General features: G+C 71.4%; 18 protein-coding genes. 9 read left to right on the top strand and 9 right to left on the bottom strand.

From position 1 onward, the window contains the following. Positions 1–13 precede the first annotated feature (13 nt). The 4 genes from thrC to groL all read left to right on the top strand — a co-directional run bounded on the left by thrC (position 14) and on the right by groL (position 4,092). Complete coding sequence (gene thrC, locus PKF00_RS22930; RefSeq protein WP_271219663.1) at positions 14–1,276, top strand: threonine synthase; 1,263 nt, start codon at positions 14–16, stop codon at positions 1,274–1,276. A 22-nt stretch (positions 1,277–1,298) separates the two neighbouring features. Then, a complete protein-coding gene (locus tag PKF00_RS22925; protein WP_271219662.1) occupies positions 1,299–1,574 on the top strand; it encodes a MoaD/ThiS family protein in 276 nt (91 codons plus the stop codon). A 347-nt stretch (positions 1,575–1,921) separates the two neighbouring features. Continuing rightward, complete coding sequence (locus PKF00_RS22920; protein WP_113704857.1) at positions 1,922–2,122, top strand: cold-shock protein; 201 nt, start codon at positions 1,922–1,924, stop codon at positions 2,120–2,122. 344 nt (positions 2,123–2,466) lie between these two features. Then, on the top strand, positions 2,467–4,092 hold the full coding sequence (groL, locus tag PKF00_RS22915) for a chaperonin GroEL (RefSeq protein ID WP_271219661.1): 1,626 nt from the start codon (positions 2,467–2,469) through the stop codon (positions 4,090–4,092). 244 nt (positions 4,093–4,336) lie between these two features. Here groL and PKF00_RS22910 read toward each other — a convergent pair whose 3' ends face one another. The 6 genes from PKF00_RS22910 to PKF00_RS22885 form a co-directional block, all read right to left on the bottom strand. Beyond that, positions 4,337–4,852, bottom strand: a complete 516-nt coding sequence (locus PKF00_RS22910; protein WP_271219660.1) for a GNAT family N-acetyltransferase — start codon at positions 4,850–4,852, stop codon at positions 4,337–4,339. 305 nt (positions 4,853–5,157) lie between these two features. After that, a complete protein-coding gene (locus PKF00_RS22905) occupies positions 5,158–7,272 on the bottom strand; it encodes a HelD family protein (protein ID WP_425582199.1) in 2,115 nt (704 codons plus the stop codon). 380 nt (positions 7,273–7,652) lie between these two features. Further along, the gene (locus tag PKF00_RS22900) at positions 7,653–9,299 is read right to left on the bottom strand and encodes a DNA repair helicase XPB (RefSeq protein WP_271219659.1); all 1,647 of its coding nucleotides are present in this window, start codon (positions 9,297–9,299) and stop codon (positions 7,653–7,655) included. Positions 9,300–9,666: 367 nt separating this feature from the next. Next, positions 9,667–10,314, bottom strand: coding sequence for an MgtC/SapB family protein (locus tag PKF00_RS22895; protein ID WP_271219658.1), 648 nt, complete (start codon positions 10,312–10,314; stop codon positions 9,667–9,669). Between the two features lie 120 nt (positions 10,315–10,434). After that, positions 10,435–12,810, bottom strand: coding sequence for a helicase-associated domain-containing protein (locus PKF00_RS22890; protein ID WP_271219657.1), 2,376 nt, complete (start codon positions 12,808–12,810; stop codon positions 10,435–10,437). 161 nt (positions 12,811–12,971) lie between these two features. Further along, complete coding sequence (locus PKF00_RS22885) at positions 12,972–13,595, bottom strand: TetR/AcrR family transcriptional regulator (RefSeq protein ID WP_271219656.1); 624 nt, start codon at positions 13,593–13,595, stop codon at positions 12,972–12,974. 309 nt (positions 13,596–13,904) lie between these two features. On the opposite strand from PKF00_RS22885, the gene PKF00_RS22880 reads away from it, so the two are divergent. Continuing rightward, the gene (locus PKF00_RS22880) at positions 13,905–14,522 is read left to right on the top strand and encodes an HAD family hydrolase (RefSeq protein ID WP_271219655.1); all 618 of its coding nucleotides are present in this window, start codon (positions 13,905–13,907) and stop codon (positions 14,520–14,522) included. Between the two features lie 90 nt (positions 14,523–14,612). After that, positions 14,613–15,011: a cold-shock protein gene (locus PKF00_RS22875; protein WP_271219654.1), complete on the top strand. Its 399-nt coding sequence runs from the start codon at positions 14,613–14,615 to the stop codon at positions 15,009–15,011. Between the two features lie 152 nt (positions 15,012–15,163). Here the strand turns inward: PKF00_RS22875 and PKF00_RS22870 are convergent, their stop codons facing one another. Further along, positions 15,164–17,005, bottom strand: a complete 1,842-nt coding sequence (locus PKF00_RS22870) for an MFS transporter (RefSeq protein WP_271219653.1) — start codon at positions 17,003–17,005, stop codon at positions 15,164–15,166. Positions 17,006–17,448: 443 nt separating this feature from the next. Between PKF00_RS22870 and PKF00_RS22865 the strand changes: the two genes are divergently transcribed. Then, complete coding sequence (locus tag PKF00_RS22865) at positions 17,449–18,267, top strand: DUF3027 domain-containing protein (RefSeq protein ID WP_271219652.1); 819 nt, start codon at positions 17,449–17,451, stop codon at positions 18,265–18,267. A 98-nt stretch (positions 18,268–18,365) separates the two neighbouring features. Continuing rightward, positions 18,366–21,509 carry a sacsin N-terminal ATP-binding-like domain-containing protein gene (locus PKF00_RS22860; RefSeq protein ID WP_271219651.1) on the top strand — a complete coding sequence of 1,048 codons (3,144 nt, stop codon included), beginning with the start codon at positions 18,366–18,368 and terminating at the stop codon, positions 21,507–21,509. A 117-nt stretch (positions 21,510–21,626) separates the two neighbouring features. Here the strand turns inward: PKF00_RS22860 and PKF00_RS22855 are convergent, their stop codons facing one another. Continuing rightward, positions 21,627–21,968 (bottom strand): DUF2530 domain-containing protein, encoded by a 342-nt coding sequence (locus PKF00_RS22855; RefSeq protein WP_271219650.1) that lies wholly within the window; start codon positions 21,966–21,968, stop codon positions 21,627–21,629. Positions 21,969–22,307: 339 nt separating this feature from the next. On the opposite strand from PKF00_RS22855, the gene PKF00_RS22850 reads away from it, so the two are divergent. Continuing rightward, complete coding sequence (locus tag PKF00_RS22850; protein ID WP_271219649.1) at positions 22,308–23,771, top strand: NCS2 family permease; 1,464 nt, start codon at positions 22,308–22,310, stop codon at positions 23,769–23,771. 116 nt (positions 23,772–23,887) lie between these two features. On the opposite strand, the gene PKF00_RS22845 is transcribed toward PKF00_RS22850, so the two are convergent. Then, positions 23,888–25,093, bottom strand: a complete 1,206-nt coding sequence (locus PKF00_RS22845; protein WP_271219648.1) for an alpha/beta hydrolase family protein — start codon at positions 25,091–25,093, stop codon at positions 23,888–23,890. Between the last annotated feature and the right edge of the window lie 211 nt (positions 25,094–25,304).

Raw genomic sequence — 25,304 nt, 5'->3', positions numbered from 1 at the left:
AAGGCCTCGCTTCATGGCGCTCGCGAACACTGAAACCACCACCTCGCTCGACTTCGGCCCGGCTGCCGCGCTGTCCTGTCGCGAATGCGGCGCCCGCTACGAGCTCGGCCCCAGCTTCGCCTGTCTCGAGTGTTTCGGGCCCCTGGAGATCGCCTACGACTTCGGGCGCGTGACCCGGGAGCAGATCGCCGAGGGGCCGACCAACATCTGGCGCTACCGTTCCCTGCTGCCGGTCCCGGCGGACGTGGCCGCCAAGCCCAACATGGCGCCGGGCTGGACCAAGCTCGTCAAGGCCGACAACCTGGCGCGCGAGCTGGGCCTGCGCTCGCTGCACGTGAAGGACGACTCGGGCAACCCCACGCACTCCTTCAAGGACCGCGTGGTCGCCATCGCCGTCGAGGCGGCCAGGAACTTCGGCTTCCACACCCTGTCCTGCTCCTCGACCGGGAACCTGGCGGGCGCCGTGACCGCGGCCGCCGCGAGGGCCGGGCTCGACGCCTGCGTGTTCATCCCCGCGGACCTGGAGCAGGCCAAGATCGTCATGGCCTCCGTGTACGGCGGCAAGCTCGTCGGCATCGAGGGCACCTACGACGACGTCAACCGCTTCTGCTCCGAGCTCATCGGCGACGAGCTGGGCGACAAGTGGGGCTTCGTCAACGTCAACCTCAGGCCGTACTACGCCGAGGGCTCCAAGACCCTGGCCTACGAGATCGCCGAGCAGCTCGGCTGGCGGATCCCCGACCAGATCGTCATCCCGGTCGCCTCCGGCTCCCAGCTCACGAAGATCGACAAGGCGTTCAAGGAGCTGATCGCGCTCGGTCTCGTCGAGGACAGGCCCTACAAGATCTTCGCGGCCCAGGCCGAGGGGTGCTCCCCGGTCTCCGCCGCCTACAAGGCCGGCCACGACGTGATCCGGCCCGTCAAGCCCGACACCATCGCCAAGTCGCTGGCCATCGGCAACCCCGCGGACGGCCCCTACGTGCTCGACATCGCCAGGCGCACCGGCGGCGCGGTCGAGGACGTCACGGACCCCGAGATCGTCGAGGCGATCCGGCTGCTGGCCAGGACGGAGGGCATCTTCGCCGAGACCGCGGGCGGGGTCACCGTCGGCGTGCTGCGTAAGCTGGTCGCCTCGGGGCAGATCGACCCCGACGCCGAGACGGTGGTCCTCAACACGGGCGACGGTCTGAAGACCCTCGACGCGGTGGCCGACCACGCGCGTCCCACCGCCGTCATCAGGCCGACCCTCGACGCATTTCGTGCGGCCGTCGCCTAGGACTCGTGAAAGGTACTGAATTATGAGCGTTTCTGTGCGGATTCCGACGATTCTCCGTACGTACACCGGCGGTTCGGCCGAGGTGAACGCGGAGGGGGCGACCCTGCGCGACGTTCTCCAGAAGCTCGATGCGGACTTCCCGGGGATCGGCGCCCGTATTCTTGATGAAACGGGCAAGATTCGCCGTTTTGTGAACGTCTATGTCGGCGATGAGGATGTCCGTTTCGCGGAGAACCTCGACACGGCGACGCCGTCCGGCGCTCAAGTCTCCATCATCCCGGCGGTCGCCGGAGGCTGAGCCCGGCGAAGAGACAGGGCGCGCGTTGCCCAGAAAGGGCACACACGACCACATCTACGACACCCGCACCGGCCTGGCCGTGTGCGGGTGTCGTTTTTTGTGATGCAAGCTCATATTTGTGATGTCGAATATGGTGTAATGTTTAACTAACTAATCGTGATAGTAAAACTCTGTCTCCGTACAGAATGAGTCCGTAAAGCGGTAGTTTGCTGGTTGACTCTGTTGCCCTACGGGCTCCCACAGGTATGGTCGAGGACGATCGACGTAGGCGATGTCTCCGCCTCGGAGATTGAGGACCTCGCGAGAGGAATGGGCGGCGTCCTCAAGTCCAGTAAGAGGAGTCGGAAGTGGCGCAAGGCACCGTCAAATGGTTCAACGCGGACAAGGGCTACGGCTTCATCGCGGTAGACGGTGGTAAGGATGTTTTCGTCCATTACTCCGCGATCATGATGGATGGCTATCGTGCGCTCGAACAGGGCCAGAGGGTCGAGTTCGAGATCACGCAGGGACAGAAGGGGCCCCAGGCGGAATCCGTCCGAACGGTCTGACCAGGTCCTCCGTCAGCTCGTCGGAAATCGTCGGCGGATCCCGCGGCAGCGCAGTCCGCGCGGATCGCCTAGGCAAGTCGGCCCGGCTCGTCGCTCCAGTCGGCGGGTCGGGCCTTCGCCTAAGCTGGGGGGCAGGTCAAGCGGCTCTTGGCCTGGGCTCGACGGAGGTTGGCTTGCACTCGGCAGGGGAGAGTGCTAAACAGTTGGTTAGCACTCCTCAATGGTGAGTGCCAACCCTGGATCGAGACGATGGGGCCCGCCGAACGGAGTCGCGGGCCCGTATGCCGTCGCGGGCGTCGGCTCGATCTGGTGCAAGCCACCCTGTGTTTGGGAGGTCTAGCCGTATGGCAGCCAAGATGATCGCGTTTGACGAGGACGCCCGGCGCGGTCTCGAGCGGGGCATGAACCAGCTCGCGGACGCCGTCAAGGTGACCCTCGGCCCCAAGGGCCGTAACGTCGTTCTGGAGAAGAAGTGGGGCGCCCCCACCATCACCAACGACGGTGTCTCCATCGCCAAGGAGATCGAGCTCGAGGACCCGTGGGAGAAGATCGGGGCCGAGCTCGTCAAGGAAGTCGCCAAGAAGACCGACGACGTCGCGGGTGACGGCACCACCACCGCCACCGTGCTCGCCCAGGCTCTGGTCCGCGAGGGCCTCCGCAACGTGGCCGCCGGCGCCAACCCGATGTCCCTGAAGAAGGGCATCGAGGCCGCCGTCGAGCGCGTCTCCGAGGAGCTGTCCAAGCTGGCCAAGGACGTGGAGACGAAGGCGCAGATCGCCTCCACCGCCTCCATCTCCGCGGGTGACCCGCAGATCGGCGAGATGATCGCCGAGGCGATGGACAAGGTCGGCAAGGAAGGCGTCATCACCGTCGAGGAGAGCAACACCTTCGGCCTGGAGCTCGAGCTCACCGAGGGCATGCGCTTCGACAAGGGTTACATCTCGCCCTACTTCGTGACCGACCCGGAGCGTATGGAGGCCGTCCTCGACGACCCGTACATCCTCGTCGTCAACTCCAAGATCTCCGCGAACAAGGACCTGCTCCCGGTCCTCGACAAGGTCGTGCAGGCCGGCAAGCCGCTGCTGATCATCGCCGAGGACATCGAGGGCGAGGCCCTGGCCACCCTGGTCGTCAACAAGATCCGCGGCCTGTTCCGCTCGGTCGCGGTCAAGGCGCCGGGCTTCGGCGACCGCCGCAAGGCCATGCTCGGTGACATCGGCATCCTGACCGGTGCCCAGGTCATCAGCGAGGACCTCGGCCTGAAGCTGGAGTCCACCTCGCTGGACCAGCTCGGCCGGGCCCGCCAGGTCATCGTCACCAAGGACGAGACCACCATCGTGGACGGCGCCGGTGACGCCGAGCAGATCGCCGGTCGGGTCAACCAGATCCGCGCCGAGATCGACAACACCGACTCCGACTACGACCGCGAGAAGCTCCAGGAGCGTCTCGCCAAGCTGGCCGGCGGCGTGGCCGTCATCAAGGCCGGCGCGGCGACCGAGGTCGAGCTCAAGGAGCGCAAGCACCGCATCGAGGACGCCGTGCGCAACGCCAAGGCGGCCGTCGAGGAGGGCATCGTCCCCGGCGGCGGCGTGGCGCTGCTGCAGGCCGGCGCCAAGGCCTTCGACAAGCTCGAGCTGGCCGGCGACGAGGCGACCGGCGCGGCGATCGTGCGCAAGGCGCTGGAGGAGCCGCTCAAGCAGATCGCGGTCAACGCCGGTCTTGAGGGCGGCGTCGTGGTGGAGAAGGTGCGCAACCTCACCCCGGGTGAGGGCCTGAACGCCGCCACCGGCGAGTACGTCAACCTGTTCGAGTCGGGCATCATCGACCCGGCCAAGGTGACCCGCTCGGCGCTGCAGAACGCCGCGTCCATCGCGGCGCTGTTCCTCACCACCGAGGCAGTCATCGCCGAGAAGCCGGAGAAGGCCTCGGCCGCCCCGGCGATGCCCGGCGGCGGCGACATGGACTTCTGAGTCCAGACGCTTTCCCAAAAGAGGCGACCCCGAGGTGTCGGGGTCGCCTCTTTTGTTTTCCCGGACATCGAGACCTTTCCCCGGTGGTGTTCCGGAGGCGAGTGGCTGTTCCAGGGGCGAATGGGTGTTTCGAGGACGAGGGGCTTTCCAAAGGCGAGCGCCGGTCGTTTCCGGGATGGAAAACCGGAGGGCCCGAGTGAGTCCCTCTTCTGCGAAGGAGCCGTGACTCTCGGGGTAAGGGATCTCAGGCAGTGGGCCCGTCGGCCGCGGGCGCTTCGTCGGGGCCCCCTCCGGCTGTGATCTCCTCGGTAAGGGCCTCCGCGGTCGGGGACGGCAGGAATCTCACCCAGCGCGCCCATTCGGGCTGTGGGGCATAACCGGCGGCTTTCCAGGCGTGATGGGCCAGGACATTGTCATGAAGAACCATGGCATCGGCCCGGAAAGCGCCGAATCTCATGAAACGCTCCTCTGCCGCCCTGAGCAGAGCGGTCCCGACTCCCTGCCGGCGGTGGGTCGGAGCCACGGCCAACCGGTAGAGATGGGCACGCCAGCCGTCCCATCCGGCGATCACCGTGCCCACTGTCCTCCCGTCGATCTCGGCGATGAGGAGCGCCTCAGGATCGCGCTCGACGAGTGCCAGGACCTTGGCCGGATCGTCGTGCCTGTCGGTCCCCTCGGCGGCTTCCAGCCAGAAGGCCAGCAGGGCGGCGACGTCTTCGAGTCGTCCGGTTCGGACGCTGATTTCGATGGATGCTGCCATGAGCGGACAAGATAGCGCCCCCCTCCGACGTCTTCCGCCGGGCCGTTCGCCGCTCATCGGCGCCGATCAGGCCTGTGCCGCCGCTCGCCGTACCGGCGCGGTGGAGGAACTCCAGGGGAAGGGGCCGTGCTGGGCCTCGGAGGTGATGGGGGTGGGGCAGCAGTGTCAGGCCGTGAGGGCAGGAGAGGGGGCCGCACCGGGCCTGGGGGGTGGGCCCGGTGCGGGGAGACGGGGGGCGGCGCCGTTGTCCGGGGGGCGCGGTCGGCGCCTCCTGTCCGGGGCGGTGCGGCGGTGTTCCGCCGGGGTCAGCGGAGCTGGAGGGGGAGGTCGCCGGTGTGCAGGACGGTCAGGGAGGTGACCGCCCTGGTCAGGACCACGTAGAGGCGGGCGAGGCCGCGTGGTTCCGCGTTCACGATGTCGGCGGGCTCGACCACGATGACGTGGTCGTACTCCAGACCCTTGGCCAGCGTCGCCGGGACGACCAGCAGGCGGTGCTCCTCGACGGAGTCCGGGCCCAGCACGCGGTGGTCCAGGGACGACAGGGAGGCGGAGACGTCGGCGACCGAGGCGTCCGGGACGATCACGCCGATCGAGCCCTCGCGGGACAGCGCCTCCCGCACCGCCTCTGTCAGGGCGGCGGCGGGGTCGGGCGCGGGCCGTACCGACAGGGAGCCCACACCCGGCCGCAGGGACCGGGGCGGGGCCAGACCGGGGGCGACGGAGGGCAGCAGCCTGGCGGCGTAGTCGAGGACCTCCCTGGGCACGCGGAAGCCGAGGGTGAGCTCGGTGACCGCGCCGTCCTCGAAGCCCAGGTGCGTGAGCACCTCCTCCCAGGAGCGGGCCGACCAGGGGGTCGTGCCCTGGGCGAGGTCGCCGAGGACGGTGGCCGACCCCGTACGGCAGCGCCGCCCCAGGGCCCGAAGCTGCATCGCCGACAGGTCCTGGGCCTCGTCCACGACCAGGTGCCCCAGCGGGGCGGTCCGCTCGATCAGGTCGCCGAGCTCGTCCATCAGCGCGCCGTCCGCCGCCGACCACTTCGCGGAACGGAAGGACTTGGCCGGTTTGGACCACAGCAGCAGTGCCTGTTCCGAGGCGGTGAGGTCGTCCTTGGCCGCGGCGGCCAGGAAGCCGGGGTCGCTCAGGAGCCGGTGGAGCACCTGCTGCGGGGTCAGCTTGGGCCACACCTGGTCGACCAGCTGCTTGACCGGCTTGGATCTGGCGACGGCGTCCTGCACCCGGTCGTCGGGGGACTCGCCGCGCTGTTCCATCCGCACGAGCACCATGTGGGCCAGCCGCTGGGCGAGGGTCGCGCGGCCGGGGCCGTAGCGGGTGGTGCCGCGCAGTGCGGCGACGATCTCGCGGACCTCGTGGTCGGCCACCCGGTAGCGGTTGACCCCCTTGGTGAACAGCACGCCCTCCGTGGGCTTGACGACGTGCATCCACAGTGCCCGCCTGAGCACCGGCACGATCCTCGAGTCCCCCTTGAGCGCGCTGACCGCCGGATCCTCGGACGCGGAGTGGTCGCCCAGGATTCCGCCGACCGTGGTCTGGTCGACCTTGACCTCGCCGAGCGCGGGGAGCACCGAGGAGATGTACGACAGGAAGGCCCGGTTCGGGCCGACGATCATCACTCCGGACCTGGCGAGCTTCTCCCGATGGGTGAAGAGCAGGTAGGCGGCCCTGTGCAGGCCGACGGCGGTCTTCCCGGTTCCCGGCGCCCCCTGGACGCACACGGTCCTGCCGAGCTCGGAGCGGACGATCTCGTCCTGGTCGGGCTGGATGGTCGCGACGATGTCGCGCATCGGTCCCGAGCGGGGGCGTTCGATCTCCTCGGTGAGGATCCTGCTGTGCGACGGTCCGCCGTCGAGGGCCGTTCCCCGGCCCTCGTGGGGGGAGGCCTCCCCCGTGGCGAGCGGTTCGTCCTCGTAGGCGGTCAGGTCGCCGCCGTGATAGCCGAACCTGCGGCGGCGCGTGACGCCCATCGGGTCGGACGGGCTGGCCTGGTAGAACGCCCGGGAGACCGGCGCCCGCCAGTCGATCACCAGGGGGCGGCTGCGGTCGTCGTGGACGTGTCTGCGTCCGACGTAGACGGTCTCCGGGAGGTCGTCACCGGCCGCGCGGTCCAGGCGGCCGAAGAACAGCGGGGTGCCCGAGTGGTCGGCCAGTGCCGCGACCCGCTGGTCCAGCAGCGCCTGCAGGATCTGCTGGGAGACCCAGTCGCCGGCGGCGTCGGAGGACAGGGACTGGGCGTGTTCGCGCATGGCGCGCAGCGCCGCCCTGGAGACAGCCAGGTGCTCGCGCTCGGCGGCGAGGATCGCGGCGGGGTCGGTGGGATCGGCGGGGTCCTCCGCGACGTCGTCCCACCGGGGGCGGTCTGGGGAATCGTCGGCTATGTCTGGGGACAGTTGATGTGCGGACACGCGAAAGCGCCTCCCATTCGGTAAACGGAGGTGGTGGTCATCAGGCAGCGAATCGACCAGCTTACCGACGACCTTCGGGGCGCTCAAAAGAATTAACCCGGGACGCCGCACCCGAGAGTCGGCGTTCCTTTGACGGCGACGTGCTCGGCCTGACGGGAGCGCCTGTCAGGCCGGTGATCCGACCACTCGGTGAGCGCGCTAACACCGTCCGTGTTTGTGCGCCAAAATCGCTAAAAAGGCGGGCAAATCCAGTGACTCCCGCAGATCATGGGGTATGTCGCCAGTGGCCGTCGAGGCCTAGCGAGGGGGTGGTTGGTTTGTCGAAAGCCTGCGGGATCTCCTGGACCTGACACGGACGACGACGTGTTCGCCACGTGACGTCAATCGCCGGCGAGCACGTCGTCCGCGTCGATGATCTGGTAGGCGTACCCTTGCTCGGCCAGGAACCGCTGCCGGTGCGCGGCGAAGTCCTGATCCACGGTGTCCCGGCTGACCACCGAGTAGAACCGCGCCCCGCCGCCGTCCGACTTGGGGCGCAGCACACGGCCGAGGCGCTGGGCCTCCTCCTGCCGCGACCCGAAGGTCCCGGACACCTGGATGGCCACCGCCGCCTCCGGCAGGTCGATGGAGAAGTTCGCCACCTTGGAGACGACCAGCACCTGGATCTCCTTGTCGCGGAACGCCTGGAACAGCCGCTCCCGCTCCTTGACCTTGGTCTCGCCCTTGATGACGGGGGCGTTCAGGTGCTCGCCGAGCTCGTCGAGCTGGTCGATGTACTGCCCGATGACCAGCACCTGCTCGTCCAGATGACGCCTGACCAGGGCCTCGGTCACCCGGGTCTTCGACGGGGTGGTCGCGCAGAACCGGTAGCGCTCCTCGGAGTCGGCCATGGCGTACGCGAGCCGCTCCTCGTCGGTCAGCGTCACCCGCACCTCGACGCAGTCGGCGGGCGCGATCCAGCCCTGGTTCTCCATCTCCTTCCACGGCGCGTCGTAGCGCTTGGGGCCGATCAGGGAGAACACGTCGCCCTCCCTGCCGTCCTCGCGCACGAGCGTCGCCGTCAGCCCGACCCGCCGCCGGGCCTGCAGGTCGGCGGTCATCCGGAAGATCGGCGCGGGCAGCAGGTGGACCTCGTCGTAGACGACCAGACCCCAGTCGCGGGCGTCGAACAGCTCCAGATGCCGGTAGACCCCCTGCTTACGGGTCGTCATCACCTGGTAGGTCGCGATGGTGACGGGCCGGATCTCCTTCTTGGTGCCGGTGTACTCGCCGATCTCGTCCTCGGTCAGCGAGGTCCGCTTGATCAGTTCCTGCTTCCACTGGTGCGCGGAGACGGTGTTGGTCACCAGGATCAGCGTCGTCGCCTTCGCGTGGGCCATCGCCGCCGCGCCCACGATCGTCTTGCCCGCCCCGCAGGGGAGGACGACCACGCCCGAGCCGCCGTGCCAGAACGCCTCCGCGGCCTCCCGCTGGTAGGTGCGCAGCTGCCAGCCCTCCTCGTTCAGCGTGATCGGGTGGTGCTCGCCGTCGACGTATCCCGCGAGGTCCTCGGCGGGCCAGCCCAGCTTGAGCAGGTGCTGCTTGATGTTGCCGCGCTCGCTCGGATGCACCGCCACGGCGTCGGCCTCGAGGCGCTCGCCCAGCAGCGGCTGGATCTTCTTCGAGCGCAGCACCTCCTCCAGCACGGCCCGGTCGGTGCTGGTCAGGACGAGTCCGTGGACGGGGTGCTTCTCCAGCCTGAGCCTGCCGTAGCGCGCCATGATCTCGGCCACGTCCACCAGCAGGGCGTGCGGCACCGGGTAACGGCTGTAACCGATCAGCGCGTCGACCACCTGCTCGGCGTCGTGCCCGGCGGCCCGCGCGTTCCACAGCGCGAGCGGGGTCACGCGGTAGGTGTGCACATGCTCGGGAGCGCGCTCGAGCTCGGCGAACGGCGCGATCGCCTTGCGGCACTCGTCGGCCTTCTCGTGGTCGACCTCGAGCAGCAGGGTCTTGTCCGATTGGACGATCAACGGTCCGTCAGTCACAGACTTCTCCCTTGGGTACGGCTGGCTTGTGTACGGCTGGCGGGGCATGGCCGGCGAGCCCATGGTCGCACTCACACGGGAAACTCGCCTGTTCGATCCCCGCTCCGTATGTCCAACGGAGATGAGCCTCCAGACAGTCCCGGAGTGTTCTCCGGGAGCGACTCCGGCCTGCTCGGGTCGTGCTCCGCCGGGGTCCGGGTCCGCTCAGGCCGTGCCTCGCGCGGGTTCCGGCCTGCTCGGGTCGTGCTCCGCCGGGGTTCCGGGCCGCTCGGCGGGCACCGGGCCGCTCAGGCGCAGGTCCGCCACCGCTCAGGGGCTGCCGATGCCCGGGCCCGCCGCCGCTCGGGGCCGCCGGGCTCGGGACGGCTCAGGAGTCGAAGCCGCCGTTCATCCCCACGACGATCAGGGTGCCGACGCCCAGCACGAGCAGGGCGACGTTGATGCCGATGCTGATCCAGGTCCACTTGAGCAGGTTCCTGGCCCCCCGGGGGTCGGTTTCGACTCTGCTGAGCGCGATGCCGGACAGGATGGCCCCGGCGATGCCGCCGAGGCTGACATAGCAGCTCAGAGCGAGCACGATGCTGACGACCAGCGCGACGATCGCGTGAGTCCTGACGCCGTCGTTGCCCCTGTGGGGCGCGGGCCCGTAGCCGTACTGCGGGGGGTGCTGGCCGTAGGGGTCGCCGTAGCCCTGCGAGCCGTACCCTGGCTGGCCGTACCCCTGCCCATAACCCTGCCCGTAGCCCTGGCCCTGGCCGTAGGCCGGGTCGTATCCGGGCTGGCCGTACCCCTGGCCGTAGTCCTGGCTCCCGTAACCGGGCTGGGTGTATCCCTGCCCGGGGTCCTGGGACCCGTATCCGGGCTGGGTGTGGCCCTGACCGTAGTCCTGGCTCCCGTATCCCGGCTGGGGGTGGTTCTGCTGGCCGTAGCCGGGGGTCTGGCCCGGACCGGTGCTGTAGGGGCTCTTCCAGTCGTCCGGATTCGTGCTGGGACCTTCGGACTGACCGCTGCTCACTGTGGATCGTCTCGATTCTGTCGAACTCCGAACGAACATCAACGAATATCACGATATGGCGATCAGATCCGGCGTCGTGGGACAACCGGCCTCGGCGGTGCGCGGCCACGCGCCGGACGATCAGTTGATGTCCGAGATTCCGGTGATGCGGTGCAGGGCGAAGCGGTGCACCGCCGCGCGTGTCTCATCGTAGGCCGTGAGGTAGCCGCCCTCCATCCGTGCGGGTTCAAGGATGCGGCTGGTCGCGTTGCCCTGGGAGTCGAGGTAGCCGATCCAGACCTGGGCCCCCTGCCGGATGGCCTCCCGCAGGGCGTTGATCGTGGCGGTGGCGGGAGAGCGGGGCACCTGGCCCTCCGGGGCGTCGACGGGGAGCCGCCGGGCCAGATGGGCCGCGTCGCCGGCGCGCACCGCCCGCACGGCCGCCGCCACGACGTCGGCCTCCGGGCCGTTGAGCGTCACCGGCGGACGGGGGGAGGGCTGGCCCTCGGTCCTGCGGACGTCGAGCTGCGTGATGATCACGTCGCCGTCCAGGGACTCGGCGGCGGGGGCGTAGCCCATCCCGCGCAGTGAGTCGACGAGCGTCGCCCTGGAGGTCTTCGAGGCGATCACGGTGGGGGCGAGCCTGCGCAGCCGAAGCGGGAGCGCGCGCCTGTCGGCCATCACCTCGTCCAGCAGCGAGGAGTCGTCACACCGGATGTAGGCGCTCGCCGTGCCGACGCGCATGCGGCCGTGACGGCGGGCCACGTCCGTGACGAGGTAGCTCAGCGGCTGCGGGACGGGCGTGGTCGAGTGCCGCTCCAGCATGGACAGCATCTCGTCCGCCCCCTGCCCCGCGTCCAGCGCCCGCCGTATCGACTGCTCGCAGAACCGGTAGACCGTCGCGCCGCCGGTCGACTCGACGTCGGCGGACAGGGCCAGCCAGCGCCTCAGATCGCCGGTGAGGGGCCCCGGGGCGACGGCGGTCAGGTCGGCCTGCAGGAGCACGTGGTCAAGCGGCTCGGGCAGCAGCGGGGCGAGCGCCGACGCCGCCGCCCCGGGACGGCCGCCGCCGCAGGGAAGCATCGCGCGGCCGTGGACGGCGATCGCGCCCAGCCCCGTCACCCCGATCTGCTCGGCCTCGCGCAGGGTGAACTCCACGAGCTGGTCGCGCTGGCCGCCGCGGCGGCGAGGCTGCTCCCAGGACAGGCGCTCGCGCACCGACTCCAGGGAGGGCGCCACACCGGGCCCCGCGGCCGAGAGCATGCTCAGGGTCGTGGAGCGGACCTCGGCGGCGGCCGAGCGCCGCAGGTCGGGGTGGAGGGCGTTGAGCAGCCTGTCGCGCTCGTCGCGCTCGCCGATCACCCCCGGCACCCGGTCCATGGACAGCCAGGTCGAGGCGAGCACCACCCAGCGGTCCTCGGTGCTCTTCACCCGCCAGCCGTCGTAGGCGGGGGTCGGCAGCCAGTCGCCGTCGACGGAGCCGCTGGCGGCGACGAGCCCGGCGGCGTAGGCCACCTCGATGATGAGCCCCGCCACCCACTCGGGCAGGTCGAGCAGGCCCGCGGCCCGCTTCAGGTCGCGTACGGCGAGGCCGCCGCTGCGCAGCACCCCCGGCGGGTCCACGCTCCAGCGCTCGCACAGCTCCTCGACCGCGCGGACGAACGCGAACGCCTGCCCGGCGGCGGTGCGGTCGGCCATCGCCTGGTCGCGCCCCGTGCCGTCGAGCGGGGGCGGCACCGGCGACAGGTCCTGGTGGATCCGGCCGCCGCGCAGGAACAGGCCGACCTCGCGGGGCAGGACGACGGTCTCCTCGCCGGTCGCGCCGAGCAGCGCGCGGGAGAGCAACTGCTCGATCGGCGACTGCGCCGTGGCGGCCCGCACCTCCCTGCGCGCGTTGGGCACCCGTCCGCTGGCCGGCCCCCAGGTCAGCTCGTTGAGCGCGGACCTGGCCTGCGGCGAGACGTCCTGGACGAGGCGTTCGACGATCTCCTGGACGCCGAGCAGCTCGGCGAGGGCCTCCTTGGTGTCGCCGGTCTCGCCGCCGACGTCCTGGATGAGCTCGGCCAGCCGCTCCGCGTGATGGTGCCTGAACACCTCGACCGCGGGAGGGCCGAGCCCGGCGGGCGTCTCCAGGATCTCGCGCACCCCGGGCGCGGGCACCAGGGCGTTCTGCGGTCCGTAGACCAGGGCGAGGGTCCGCAGCCGCTCGACGGTCTCCTTGAGGGCGGTCCGCAGCACGGCGGCCGCGACCCCCTCGGGCAGGGCGAGGGCCATCTGGGCGCGCAACGAGCGGTGGTCGACCGGCGCGGGCAGCACCACCAGCGTCTCGACGACCGAGAGCGCGAACCGGTCGAGCCGGTCGAGCACGCGGCCCACGGCCGACGGGCTGCTCGCCCGCCCCGCCAGCCCCTCCACGTGCGCGGGGACCGGAGTGATGAGCTCGGGTCGCACGGTGACCAGGGCCCGCAACTGGTCGTCGCTCCGGCTGCGCAGCCACTCGGTGAACTCCGTGCTCATTCCGTCAATGGTAGGAGGCCTGACCGACAAAGCTAGGTTTGGGAAAGTTCGCGTTCGTGTGAACAGCCGTGAACCACGATCTGAACCACGTTCGGGACCGTGCCGGGAGCCGTGCTCGGAACCAGGTGGGGAAACGCGGCCGGAACCACGGTCTGCCCTGCTCAGCTGAGTGTCTGGACGGCGGGGCTGGGGAGCAGGCCCAGCGCCAGACGCACCCAGGAGGCGACAAAACGGTCACGCTCCGCCCGCCCGGGAGGCTCGCCGACGGTCTCCTCGAAAAGCCGGTAGTGGACCACCGCGCCGCCCAGCACGGCGCCGATCGCGGGCCAGTCGAGGTCGGCTCCCGCGTACTCGGGCTGGGCGTGGAACCACGTGGTGATCGCGTCGAACATGGGTTGCAACAGCCCCTCGCGCACGATCGCGACCAGCTCGGGGAACTGGCTCAGGTCGCGGAAGAAGACGCGCGTCAGCTCGCTCTCCTCGCTGACCTTGGCCAGCCCGGCCCCGCACAGGCGCGCCAGACGCTCCTCGACGGTGAAGGAGGCGTCGACGGCGCTCATCTCGGCCAGCGTCTCGGCGATCTGCGTCCTGGTCCGGGCGGCGTGCTCGTTCATGGCCGCCGCCAGCACCTCGTATTTGGACCTGAAGTGCCGGTAGAGCCCTCCCGCGCCGGGAGACAGGCCGGAGGCGGCCTCGATCTCGGCCACGGAGGTCGCCGAGTAGCCCCGCTCGGCGAACAGGCGCAGGGCTTCGTCGATGATCCGCTCGCGCGTCGATCTGGTCATCTCTCTGCCGTTACCTCCACCGTGACCCTATCCAGCGCCGAACCCGTGAGGTCGCGGCTCGCCGGGCCGCGCGTGCCCGGACCCGTCGGCGCGTGACGGCGTTTGCGGCGGACGGGGGAGAGGAGGCCCTCCGGCCGCTCGGGCGCGGCCGTCTTCCGGCCGGGGGAGTGGGTCCTTCCCGAAGGGTTTCACAACGGATGTCGTCCCGTACAGCGGCCCGGACTACCCCTGTCCCCGAGGATTTGGCATCCTGCGAGAGTCCGCGGAGCGCGAGCCCTCCGCCAGGTGGAGGGGAGCGGTGGAAACCGGATGAACTCGGTGGGGTTCGACCTGGACATGACGCTGGCCGACACACGCGCCGGCATCGCCGCCGTCTACGACGAGCTGGCGCTGCGCGTCGGCGTGTTCATCGACAGCGCCGCCGTGGTCGCCAGGCTCGGGCCGCCCCTGGAGTGGGAGCTGGCCAACTGGCTGCCCGCGGAGGAGATCCCCGGAGCCGTCGCCGTCTACCGCTCGCTGTACCCCTCGATCGCCGTCCCGGCGACCACCCCGATGCCCGGCGCGGTCCAGGCCGTCGAGGCCGTGCGGCGGGCGGGCGGCAGGGTCATCGTCGTGACGGGGAAGAACGGCCCGGACGCGGCCAGGACCGTCGCCGCCCTCGGCCTGGACGTGGACGAGGTCGTGGGTTCGGTGTTCGGGGCCGCCAAGGGGCCGGCCCTCGCCGGGTTCGGCGCCGCGGCCTACGTCGGCGACCACGTCGCCGACATCGAGGCGGCGAAGGCCGGGGGAGTCGTCAGCGTGGCGGTGGCGACCGGCCATTATCCGGCGGCGGAACTACGTGCCCACGGAGCCGATGTGGTGCTCGGAGATCTGACCGAGTTCGACGAATGGTTCGACGGCTGGAGGACTCCCGCCGTATTCGCGTAATTCAGGCCTGAATACACGGTCGCCCTAAGCGCTCGCTGGGCATAACCTACATCCATTCCTTTTCACGACAGTCTGAACGAGGTCACCCCTGTGCCGAGTGGCAAGGTCAAGTGGTACGACGCCGACAAGGGTTTCGGCTTCCTCACCCGCGACGACGGCGGTGAGGTCTTCGTGCATTCTTCCGCGTTGCCCGGTGGCGTGGATTCCCTCAAGCCGGGTCAGAAGGTCGAGTTCGGCGTGGCCGAAGGGCGCCGTGGACAGCAGGCGCTCTCGGTGCGCGTGATCGACCAGCCCCCGACGCTCGCCAAGACCGCCAAGCCCAAGGGCAAGCGCAAGAAGCCCGACGAGATGGTGGTCATCGTGGAAGATCTGATCAAGCTGTTGGACGCGGTCTCCACGTCCTACCAGAAGGGCAAGCATCCCGAGGCCGCGCACGCCAAGAAGATCGCCGCGGTGCTCCGCGCCGTGGCCGACGACCTGGACGACTGACCCCTCCCGGGGCCTCCACGGCCCCTCGGAGGCTTTTCGCCCCCTCGCTTCGCCTCCCCCGGCGCTCCCCGGTTTCCCGGCTCCCTGCGGACCGTACGGCGGCGGCGCGGTCAGGCCGCGGGGGGCGTGGGGCCGTGGGGGCAGTGGGGGGCTCAGCCGTGGGGGTTGGTCAGCGGCTTGGTCTTCCTGTCGACGGGGAGGTCGTCCCTCCGCACGACGGCGGTCGTGGTGTTCCCCGGCTCCGGTCTGCGTCTCTCCCAGGGGGCGGGACGCGGGGGAGCCGAGGGTTCTGAGGGGTCCGGCGTCGTGCCCGGCCGCTCCTCGATCCTGGTGCCGGACGGGGTCTCCCGTCGCTCGCCGTGGCGGGAGCCGTTCCGGCGAGCGGGGGCGGCGTCGTCTCGGACGGCGGGGCGGTCGTCTGGGACGGCAGAGCCATCGCCTCGGACGGCAGAGCCATCGCTCTGGACGGCGGGGCGGGAGCCGTTCCCGAGAGCGGGCTCCGGGGCGTCGTCGGGACGGGGCCTGGCGGCGGAGGCCTCCGCCCGCGCCGCCTCGACCCTGGCGTCCCTCGCGTCGGTCCGCCTGCGCCGCCGTACCAGCAGCCAGCCGAGCGAGCCGCCGAGCACCGCGGCCATCACGGCCAGCCCGGCCCGCCCGTTGGCGAACAGCGAGAACAACAACCCGACGAGGCCGCCGACCACCCAGGCGACCTGCAGGAAGGCCTCCACCACTCCGAAGGTCGACGAGCGGACCTCCTCGCCGATCTCGCGCTGCACGATCGCGTCCAGCGCGAGCTTGCCCAGGCCCTGGGCGAACGAGGCGAACAGCGCGACGGCCACCGCGGTCCACAGGGTGAACACGAAGGCGGCCACCACCGTCGTCGTGGCCACGAGCGCGAGCGCGGCCAGCACGATGACCTGCGGGGAGTGGCTGCGCGCCCACGAGGCGACGGCCGTTCCCGCCAGGCCGCCCGCCCCGGCCGCGACGGCCAGCACCCCGATCGTGACCGCGGGGGCGAGGCCGGGCAGGTGCCGGTCCTGCACCAGGAAGAGCAGGTAGAACAGCAGGAAACCGGAGTACAGGCGAATGGCCACGTTGGCGGTCATGGCCTCGGCGACCACGGGCCCCACGTTCAGCAGCGTCCGCCAGCGGTGGGGGCGCTCGCCGTCCTCCTCCTGGAGCGCCTCAAGGTCGGGGGAGTCCACGTGGCGGGGGAGCCGTACGGCCAGGACGCCCAGGAGGATGAAGATCGCGGTGGCTCCGCGCAGCGTCCACTCCGGGCCGAGCCAGGCGCTGAGGCCCGCGCTGACCGGCAGCGCCACACCCGCCGTGACCAGCGCGAACAGGGCGACCCTCGCGTTCGCGGTGACCAGCGCGATGTCGGCGGGCAGCACGTTCGGCATGATCGCGGCCCGGGAGACGCTGTAGGCCTTCGAGAGCACCAGCACGGCCAGCGCCGCGGGGAAGATGGTGAACACGTCGCCAGGCCCGATCGCGGCGGCCATCGCGAAGCAGAGCAGGCCGCGGCCGAACAGGGTGCCCGCCATCACGAAGCGCCTGCCCGAGCGGAACCGGTCGAGGACGGGGCCGACGAACGGGGCGACCACCACGAAGGGGATCATCGTGATCAGCAGGTAGAGCGCGACCTGCCCCCTGGCCTCGTTGACGGGAAGCCTGAAGAGCGTCCCGGCCAGGGCCGCGGTGACCAGCGCGTCGCTCGCGCTCTCCAGGGCGGTCAGCTCGATCAGCTGGCCCAGCCCCGTACGGCCCGCGCCCTGGGCGTGGGTCAGCCGCCGGGAGGCCGTGCCGACCCGCCGGGTCCCGCTCACCGCGCCGCGGCCGACGCGCGCGGTCATCCGCCCCGCGCCTCTGCCCGCCCGCGCCGTCGCCCGCCCGGCGCGCACGGTCGCGTGTCCCGCCTTCACGACCGAACGGCCGATCAGACGCCGGGCGTCGCCCGCCGTCCTCCGTGCCTGTTCCCACCCACCTGCCACGCATCCAGTCTTACCCGAATGGTGGATGGGATGCCCGGTGCGGTATGTAACTCCTCGTCCGATCTCTCGCCGACCTGGGCGACGTCGGCCCCGGCCCCGCGGACGGTCGGCCCCCGGTTCCGCGGAGGGAGGACGTGGCGGGGCGGCGGCGGTCTTCCGGCCGGGAGCGGGGACACGGGTCCCGCGGGCCGCCGGTTTCGGTCACCTCCGGATGTTGCCGGTCCAGGCCAAGGCGGGTTACGGTCCGGGGCGGCGCGGTCGGATCCCGGAAGCGCCGTCCTCACCGGGCCTGACCGCCGCGACGTCCCGGGGGACTTTCGGTGATGGGCGGGTAGCGGTGCCGTTCGCTCCAGGCATAGGTGAGAATGAACTGTGAGTCAGCGTAGCGAGCTAGGCAGCAAGGACAGCAGCCGTCGGGTTGCGAGGCCGACAGGGGGACGGTCGTGACCCGCCCCCGGACCCGCGCCGTCGTCGTCGACCAGGCCTGCGCCGCCGCCGTGGACCTGGCCCGTTCCGCGATCGAGGAGAACGTCAGGCCGGACGAGGTGGGCGACCACCTCGGAGTCGAGGCCGAGGGCGAGCGGGTCGTCACCCATTACTTCACCTGCCTCGACCGCGCCTATCGGGGCTGGCGCTGGGCCGTCACCGTCGCCAGGGCCTCCAGGGCGCGCAACGTGACGGTCAGCGAGGTCGTGCTCCTGCCCGGCACCGGCGCGCTGCTGCCGCCCGAGTGGGTGCCCTGGAGCGAGCGGCTGCGCCCCGGCGACCTCGGCGTGGGCGACCTGCTGCCCACTCCGGCGGACGACGCGCGGCTCGCGCCTGGCTTCACCCAGACCGAAGACGACGACTCCGACCATCAAATGATCTTCGAGTACGGTCTCGGCCGGGCCAGGGTGCTCTCCCCGATCGGCAGGGACCGCGCTGTGCGCCGCTGGCACTCCGGCGAGTCCGGACCGCACACCCCGCTCGCCCACGCGGCCCCCGCCCAGTGCTCGACCTGCGGCTTCTACTGGCCGCTCGCCGGTGCGCTGGGCATCGGCTTCGGGGTCTGCACGAACGAGTACGCCCCGGACGACGGCCGCGTGGTCGCCGCCGACCACGGATGCGGCGCGCACTCGGAGGCCGCGGTGCTGCCGCACCAGGTCGAGCCGACCTCGCCGATCCTCGACGACCTCGCCTACGACCTCGCGGAGGAGCCCACGGAGACGGACCTGGCAGGTTCCGTGGACGACCCGGCCGCCGAGCCACTGGGGCATTCCTGATCCGACGCCGTCCTCACAGGCCGCCGGGTCGCCTCTGAGGCCCGGCGGGCCGCGATGCGACGTGACCTGTGGGGCCCCCGACCTTTGGACTCATCGCTGTGACTGACATCTTCGGCACCGACCGACTGCGTTCCGCCGTGCTCGCCGCCTGGACCGCCTCACCCGCGCGGTTCCGCGAGGACGCCAACGCGGAGGAGGACTTCGCACTCGGAGGCTACCGCGACCGGCTGATCGTCGAGCTCGCCCAGAACGCCGCGGACGCCGCGCTCAGGGCGGGAGTTCCAGGACGGCTCCGCCTGTCGCTGCGGGAAGGGGTGCTGTCAGCCGCGAACACCGGCGCCCCCATCGACGCGGCGGGAATCGAGGGTCTGTCCACGCTGCGCGTCTCGGGGAAGCGCGACGAGTCCGGCGCGGCCGGGCGTTTCGGCGTCGGCTTCGCGGCCGTGGTCTCCGTCTGCGACGAGCCGGTGATCGGCTCCCTCGGATCAGGCGTCGTGCGGTGGTCCCGTGACCAGACCGCCGTCATGGTGGCCGCGGAGCCCATGCTGGCCAAGGAGTTCGCCGAGCGCGGCGGCCACGTGCCGCTGCTGCGCCTGCCGTTCCCCGCGGGCCCCGTCGAGGTGCCCGGAGGGTTCGACACGCTCGTCCGGCTGCCGCTGCGCGACAAGGCCTCGGAGGAGGCGGTGCGGCGGATGCTCCAGGAGACCAGCCCCGCGCTGCTGCTCGGCCTGCCCGCCCTCGAGTCGATCGAGATCGACCTGGACGGCCAGATGCGGACGGTCCTGCCCGACGGCTGGCGGGTGGTCTCGGCCTCGGGGCGGTTCACCCCCGAGGAGACGGCCGAGTTGTTCGCCGACCGGCCGACCGAGGAGCGGGCCCGGCCGTACTGGCTGGTCCGCTGGGCCGTGCCCGTCGTCGAGAGCGGCGCTTCGGGGGCGGACGCCCCCGGCGGGGAGCCCCGGCCGCTTCCCCCGCAGGTGCCGCCCGTGGTGCACGCCCCGACGCCGAGCGACGAGCCGCTCGACCTGCCGGCGCTGCTGATCGCCTCGTTCCCGATGGCCACGGACCGGCGGCACGTGGCCAAGGGCCCGCTGACCGACTTCCTCGTCGAGCGGGCCGCCGACGCCTACGTCGAACTGCTCGCCGGACTGTCCCGCACGCCCAGGCTGCTCGACCTCGTCCCCGGCCTGATGGGCAAGGCGGAGCTCGACGCCCAGATCCGCAGGGCCATCCTGCGCAGGCTCCCCGACGCCCCGCTGCTGCCCGCGCTCTCCCCGCCCGCCGACGCGGAGAAACCCCCCGCGGAGGGTGAGGAACTGGTCGTCACCGGGCGTCAGGCCTCGGTGGTCGCGGCCCCCGGCGAGTTGCTGGAGAAGGTCGCCGCGATGGTTCCCGGGCTGCTGCCCGCGGGGTGGCCGTCCAGGCATCCGGCGATCAACGCGCTCGGCGTGAAGCGGGTCGAGCTGGCCGACATCGTGGACATGCTCTCCGGCGACGCCGTCGAGGACAGGGAACCGGCCTGGTGGCGGTCGCTGTACGAGGTGCTGCCCGCCGACGACCCCGAGGCGCTCGGCGCGCTGCCGGTGCCGCTCGCCGACGGCCGCCTCGTCAGGGGGCCGCGTGGCACGCTGCTGCTGAGCGACGGCTCCTCGCTCGACCCGGCGGTGCTGGCCCCCCTGGGGCTGCGCGTCGTCCATCCCGAGGCCGCCCACCCGCTGCTGCTGAGGCTCGGCGCGGCCGAGGCGACGCCCAGGACGGTCCTGGAAGACCCGCTGACCCGCTCCGCCGTCTCCGAGTCCCTGGAGAGCCCCGACTCCGAGCCCGTGGCCCAGGCGGTGCTCGCCCTGGTCGACGCGGCGGGGCTGGTCGCGGGCGACGCCCCCTGGCTGTCGGACCTGGCGCTGCGCGGCGCGGACGGCGAGCTGTATCCCGCCGGTGAGCTGCTCCTGGCCGACGGGGCGCTGGCCGGGCTGCTGGACGAGGAGACGCACTTCGGCACGGCCGCGCCCGACCTGGTCGACCGGTACGGCTCGCGGGTGCTGGCCGCGGCCGGGGTGCTCGACGGCTTCGCCGTGGTCAACGACACCGACGTGATGATCGACCCCGACGACTGCGACCACGACCTGGACCGCGAGGACGAGTGGCTCGAGGCCGTGCTCGACCTGCTGCCCGACATGGACGTGCCGCCGGTCGCCAGGGAGTTCTCCGCCGTGCGCGACCTGGAGTACGTCGCGGACTGGCCGTCGGCCCTCGCCCTGCTGTCGCGCCCGCCGCTCCGCTCCGTCCTGCACCCGCTGCGGGTCCTCGTCGCGGGCCAGGTCGTCGAGGTGCCGTCGTACACCGCGTGGTGGCTGTCCACCCACCCGGTTCTCGGCGGGCGGCGCCCCACGCAGCTGCGGCTCCAGGCCGCGGACCCGCTGCTGTTCGGCCTGTACGGCGACGCCCCCGCGGTCGTCGACGACGCCGCGCTGGCGATGATCGGCGTCCGCACCACCCTGCCCGACCTGCTGGCCTCGCACGGCGGCCCCGACGAGCTGCTCGAGCTGCTGGGCGACCCCTCCGTCGAGGTCGACCGGGCCCAGCTCCGCGCGCTGTGGGTCGCTCTCGCGGCGGTCGCCCCCGTTCGCGTCGCGCCTCCCCGGGCGGTGCGCGCCGTCCTCGACGGCGAGATCGTCGTCGCCGACGTCGAGGACGGCCGCCTGCTGTCCGGTGGGGCGGTCGGCGGCTCGCTTTCCGGCGAGGGCTCGTCGTCCGGTGAGCGGGAGGACGGAGGCCCGTCCGGCGGCGCGGAGGGCCCCACCGGGGAGCCGGTGGTCGTCGAAGCGCCCGACCTGCTTCCCCTGGTCGCCAACCGGCCGCTGGTCCTGGCCCCGTTCGACCTGGCCGAGGCGCTGTCCGAGCTGCTCGACCTGCCGCTGGCGGGCGAGGAGGCCCCCGGAGAGGTGACCTCGACGGGCACGGTCCGCGACGTCCCCGCGGCGGTGCGGTCGTTGCTTCCGACGGCGCCCACGACCTACGTGGAGCACGAGACGCTGCTCGTGGACGGGGTGCCCGCCTCGTGGCGGTTCTTCGAGGGCGTGGTGCACGCCGCCGGTGTCGAGGGCCTGGCCCGCGGTCTCGCCTGGGCGTCCGGCCAGTGGGGCGACCGGCTCGCGGTCGCCGCGCTGCTCCGCGACCCGGCCGCGGTGCCGCTGCTCCTCGCCGAAGCCGACCTGGACAGCTGGACCGCCTCAACCGGCTGACCGCCCCGCCCGGCTGACCGAAAGCTGGACCGCCTCAACCGGCCGACCGAAAGCGCCTCCCCGTTTCCCGGGGCCTCCCACGACCCGCGAGGCCCCGGGCGACCGGAAGTCGGACCGTCAGGAGGCGGAGGAGACGGACGGCGGGGACGGCGGGACGGGCGGGGTGGGGGAGGCCGGAGGCGTGGAGGAGACGGGCGGGACCGCCGTCGCGGGCTCGATCGGCTCCTGCGAGGCCGGCTGAGCGTTTCCTCGGCGGTCGCGACGGCGCACGAACCAGAGGCCGAACAGGCCACCGCATATGCCGGACACACAGGTCCAGATCCACCACTGATGCTCCGGATCCGGCCCCACGATCAAAAGCACGACCAAGGCGGCCGCCCACAGGCCGGTGCCCACGAGGATCGTGGCCGAGTCGTTGGTCCTCAGCGGTTGGAGCTCCGGGAGGCGAGACTGGTTCACGTGGTCCAGCGTAGGCGACGTGCCCTCACTCCTGGCAAAACGCATGCCGTTCCCGGCCGCTCCCGGCAGAACGCGTGCCGCTCCCGGCGCGGAGACACGACACCTCGCGCCCTCCCGGCCCTGTGAAGGCGGCTCTTGTGACACGGCATTCGCCACACGGTGCCGGCTGCGGTCACCGGACTCCGAGGTGTGCGCTCACCGGACTCCGACGTGAGGGCACGGTGCCGACACAGTCCCGTGCGGCGCGGGTGGCCGGGCGGGGGCGGGGATCGATCTCGAAAGCATCACCATCGTGGCCGGGATCTTCCGGTGCGGGATGCTCGCTGCCACCCTGCGTGCGTGAGTGACAGGAAAGCACCCCAAATAAGTGCTCTTGACCGTTTCTTTCACATCTCGGAGCGGGGATCCTCGGTCGGCCGGGAGGTTCGCGGCGGCCTCGCCACCTTCTTCACGATGGCCTACATCGTCGTCCTCAACCCCTTGATCATCGCCACCGTCAAGGACGCGGACGGTCAGTTCATCGGCGACGGCGCGACGCCGAACGTGCCGCTCGTCGCGGCGGGCACCGCGTTCGTCGCGGGTCTGCTGAGCATCCTGATGGGCGTCATCGGCAGGGTCCCGTTCGCGATGGCGGCCGGACTCGGGCTCAACGCCTTCGTCACCTACGGCATCGCCAGCCAGATGTCGTGGGAGTCGGCCATGGGCCTGGTCTTCCTGGAAGGCGTGATCATCGCCCTCCTGGTGCTGACCGGCTTCCGCACGGCGGTCTTCAACGCCATCCCGCCCCAGCTCAAGACCGCGATCAGCGTGGGCATCGGCCTGTTCATCGCGCTGATCGGCTTCGTGGACTCGGGGTTCGTCCGCAAGGCGCCGGCCGTGCCGCTGGAACTCGGCATCAACGGCAACCTGGTGAGCTGGCCGCTCCTGGTCTTCGTGGTCGGCCTGCTGCTGATCATCCTGCTGGTCGCCCGCGGAGTGAAGGGGGCCATCCTGATCGGCATCGTCGCCACCACGGTCCTGGCGATCGTCGTCCAGGCGGTGACCAAGGTGGGCGGCGCGGGGACGCCCGCCGACCCGAACCCCGCGGGCTGGCGGCTCGTCGTGCCGGAGCTGCCCAAGGAGATCTTCGGGTTCACCAACCCGTTGGTGCTGTTCAGGGAGTTCGACCCGATCGGCGCCTTCGGCTCCGTCTCCGTGGTCCTGGCCCTGCTGCTCGTCTTCACCCTGCTGATCACCGACTTCTTCGACACGATGGGCACGATCGTGGGCGTCGGCGGCCAGGCCGGGCTGATCAGGGAGGACGGTACGCTTCCCCGGACCCGGGAGATCCTGCTCGTCGACTCGATCGGCGCGGCGGTCGGCGGCGCGGCCTCCGTCTCCTCCAACACCACCTACGTCGAGTCGGCGGCGGGCGTCGGAGAGGGCGCGCGCACCGGTCTGGCCAGCGTCGTCACCGGAGTGCTCTTCCTGCTGGCCATCTTCGTCTCGCCGCTGGTCGCCGTCGTCCCCTACGAGGCCGCGGCCCCCGCGCTCGTCGTCGTCGGCTTCCTGATGCTGACCGCGATCCGTGAGATCGACTTCACCGACCACGAGATCGCCATCCCGGCGTTCCTCACCATCGTGCTCATGCCGTTCACCTACTCCATCGCCACCGGCATCGGCGCGGGCTTCGTCAGCTTCGTGCTGATCAAGCTGGTCAGGGGCAAGGCCCGGGAGGTCCACTCCCTGATGTGGGTCGTCACGGCCCTGTTCGTCGTCTACTTCGCCCTCGGCCCGATCAAGGCGCTCCTCGCTCTGGGCTGAGCGTGGAGCGGGGCCGCCATGGTGCGGGTCGATCACCATGGCGGCCTTTCGGCTCTCTCGGCGCTCAGCGCGACGTGGTCGACGCCCCGTCGGGCGACGGTCGGTTCACCGTGGGGTCACCTCCAGAACCTGACCTCCGGGTGGCGGGGGGACGGCCGGTCGAGCAGCGGTTGTGACCGCTTGCGGAGGTGCAGGTCGAGGAAGGCGCCGACGTACCTGCGGGTGATCTCCATCGCGCGGCTCCCGGAGGTCGGGCTGCCGTCGTTCATGCCGATCTGTGCCAGGAGCAGCGGGTGGTCGGTGAAGGACCCGTGGTGCGTGCCGTCGATCGTGAGCCAGCGCTTCCAGCCGGTCATGTGCCTCCAGTCACGCGGCCAGGTGGTGTCCCTTCCCTGCGGGGTGCTCTCCTGCGATCCGAGGAGGAGGAAGGGCCGGGAGAGGCCCCTGTCGGGGATCGGGATCCAGAAGGTGCCGTCCATGTTGACCCCGGCGCGGACCCGGGGGTCGTTGAGCATGGTCCAGGTGGCGCTGTTGCCGCCGATGGAGTGCCCCGCCATCGCGATCCTGGACGGGTCGATCAGCCGGGCGTGCTTCCAGGCGGGGTTCGGCCCCGTCAGCCGGTCGAGCACGAAGGAGACGTCGGCCGCCCGGGTCCTGGTCGACTTCTCGCCGAACCCGGGAGATCCCTCGGAGCCGCAGACGGTGCAGGTCTCGGTGTGCCCGTCGGGGAAGGTCGTGGCCGTCTCGTGGGTGTGGTCGATCCCCGCGACGACGTAGCCCCTGCTGGCCAGGTCCTCGGCCAGGGCGGTCAGCGAGCTGCGAGGCTGGGTGAACCCCGGGGACAGCACGACGAGCGGGAGGCCGCGCCCGCGCCGGAGCGGAGGGGCGTCGACGAGCCCGTTGGTCCACGTCCCGCTCAGGATCTCCGGCGGCACGCCCTCGACGTCGTGCTCCTTCAACAGCAGCGCGGACTCCTGCGCCGTCATGTACTGAGCCCTGCGTCCGTGGGAGGTCCGTGCGGGGTACCACAGCGAGACCATGAGCTGGCGTGAGCTCTGCCCGGCGACCCACGGGTCGGGGCGGGAGTCGTCGACCAGGTGCAGGGCGGTCGTGCCCACCGGGTGCGGGCCCGTCGGTTCGGGCAGGGTGAGGGCCTGGACGGGCGGCGTGGTGGCGGTGGGGGTCGGGGCGGGCGTGGCGGAGGCGGACGTCGCAGTGGAGGAGGCGTCGGGCGTGGCGGAGGCGAGGGCCGTGGCCGGGGCGGCGAGCGCGAGCAGGGCGACCGCGGCGGCGAGCGAGCCGCGAAGAACGGTTGTTGACATGGCCAGGATCTTTTCGATGTCCGTACCTCGGGCGCTTCGGCTGAAAAGGCGACCGGAGAGGTGCGCCCGCCGTGGGGTCGGTACGACGACGGTCGCAGACCCGAACCCCCACGGCGTCCTACACCAGAAGGACGGCCGGCGAGTCGGCAGCGCCAGGGCTCCGGCTCACGAGCCGAGGCGGCGAGGATGTCCGAAACGCGGGACGCCAGGG

It is taken from the genome of Streptosporangium carneum, assembly GCF_027922005.1.
Taxonomy (GTDB): domain Bacteria; phylum Actinomycetota; class Actinomycetes; order Streptosporangiales; family Streptosporangiaceae; genus Streptosporangium; species Streptosporangium carneum.
Note: the sequence above shows the minus strand (reverse complement) of the source record. Positions and strands in the feature narration are given on the sequence as shown.

What these genes read in the sequence shown, in the direction of transcription:
- thrC (WP_271219663.1), top strand. Translation starts at nt 14, where the DNA reads ATGGCGCTCGCGAACACTGAAACCACCACCTCGCTCGACTTCGGCCCG.
- PKF00_RS22925 (WP_271219662.1), top strand. Translation starts at nt 1,299, where the DNA reads ATGAGCGTTTCTGTGCGGATTCCGACGATTCTCCGTACGTACACCGGC.
- groL (WP_271219661.1), top strand. Translation starts at nt 2,467, where the DNA reads ATGGCAGCCAAGATGATCGCGTTTGACGAGGACGCCCGGCGCGGTCTC.
- PKF00_RS22910 (WP_271219660.1), bottom strand. Translation starts at nt 4,852, where the DNA reads ATGGCAGCATCCATCGAAATCAGCGTCCGAACCGGACGACTCGAAGAC.
- PKF00_RS22890 (WP_271219657.1), bottom strand. Translation starts at nt 12,810, where the DNA reads ATGAGCACGGAGTTCACCGAGTGGCTGCGCAGCCGGAGCGACGACCAG.
- PKF00_RS22885 (WP_271219656.1), bottom strand. Translation starts at nt 13,595, where the DNA reads ATGACCAGATCGACGCGCGAGCGGATCATCGACGAAGCCCTGCGCCTG.
- PKF00_RS22880 (WP_271219655.1), top strand. Translation starts at nt 13,905, where the DNA reads ATGAACTCGGTGGGGTTCGACCTGGACATGACGCTGGCCGACACACGC.
- PKF00_RS22845 (WP_271219648.1), bottom strand. Translation starts at nt 25,093, where the DNA reads ATGTCAACAACCGTTCTTCGCGGCTCGCTCGCCGCCGCGGTCGCCCTG.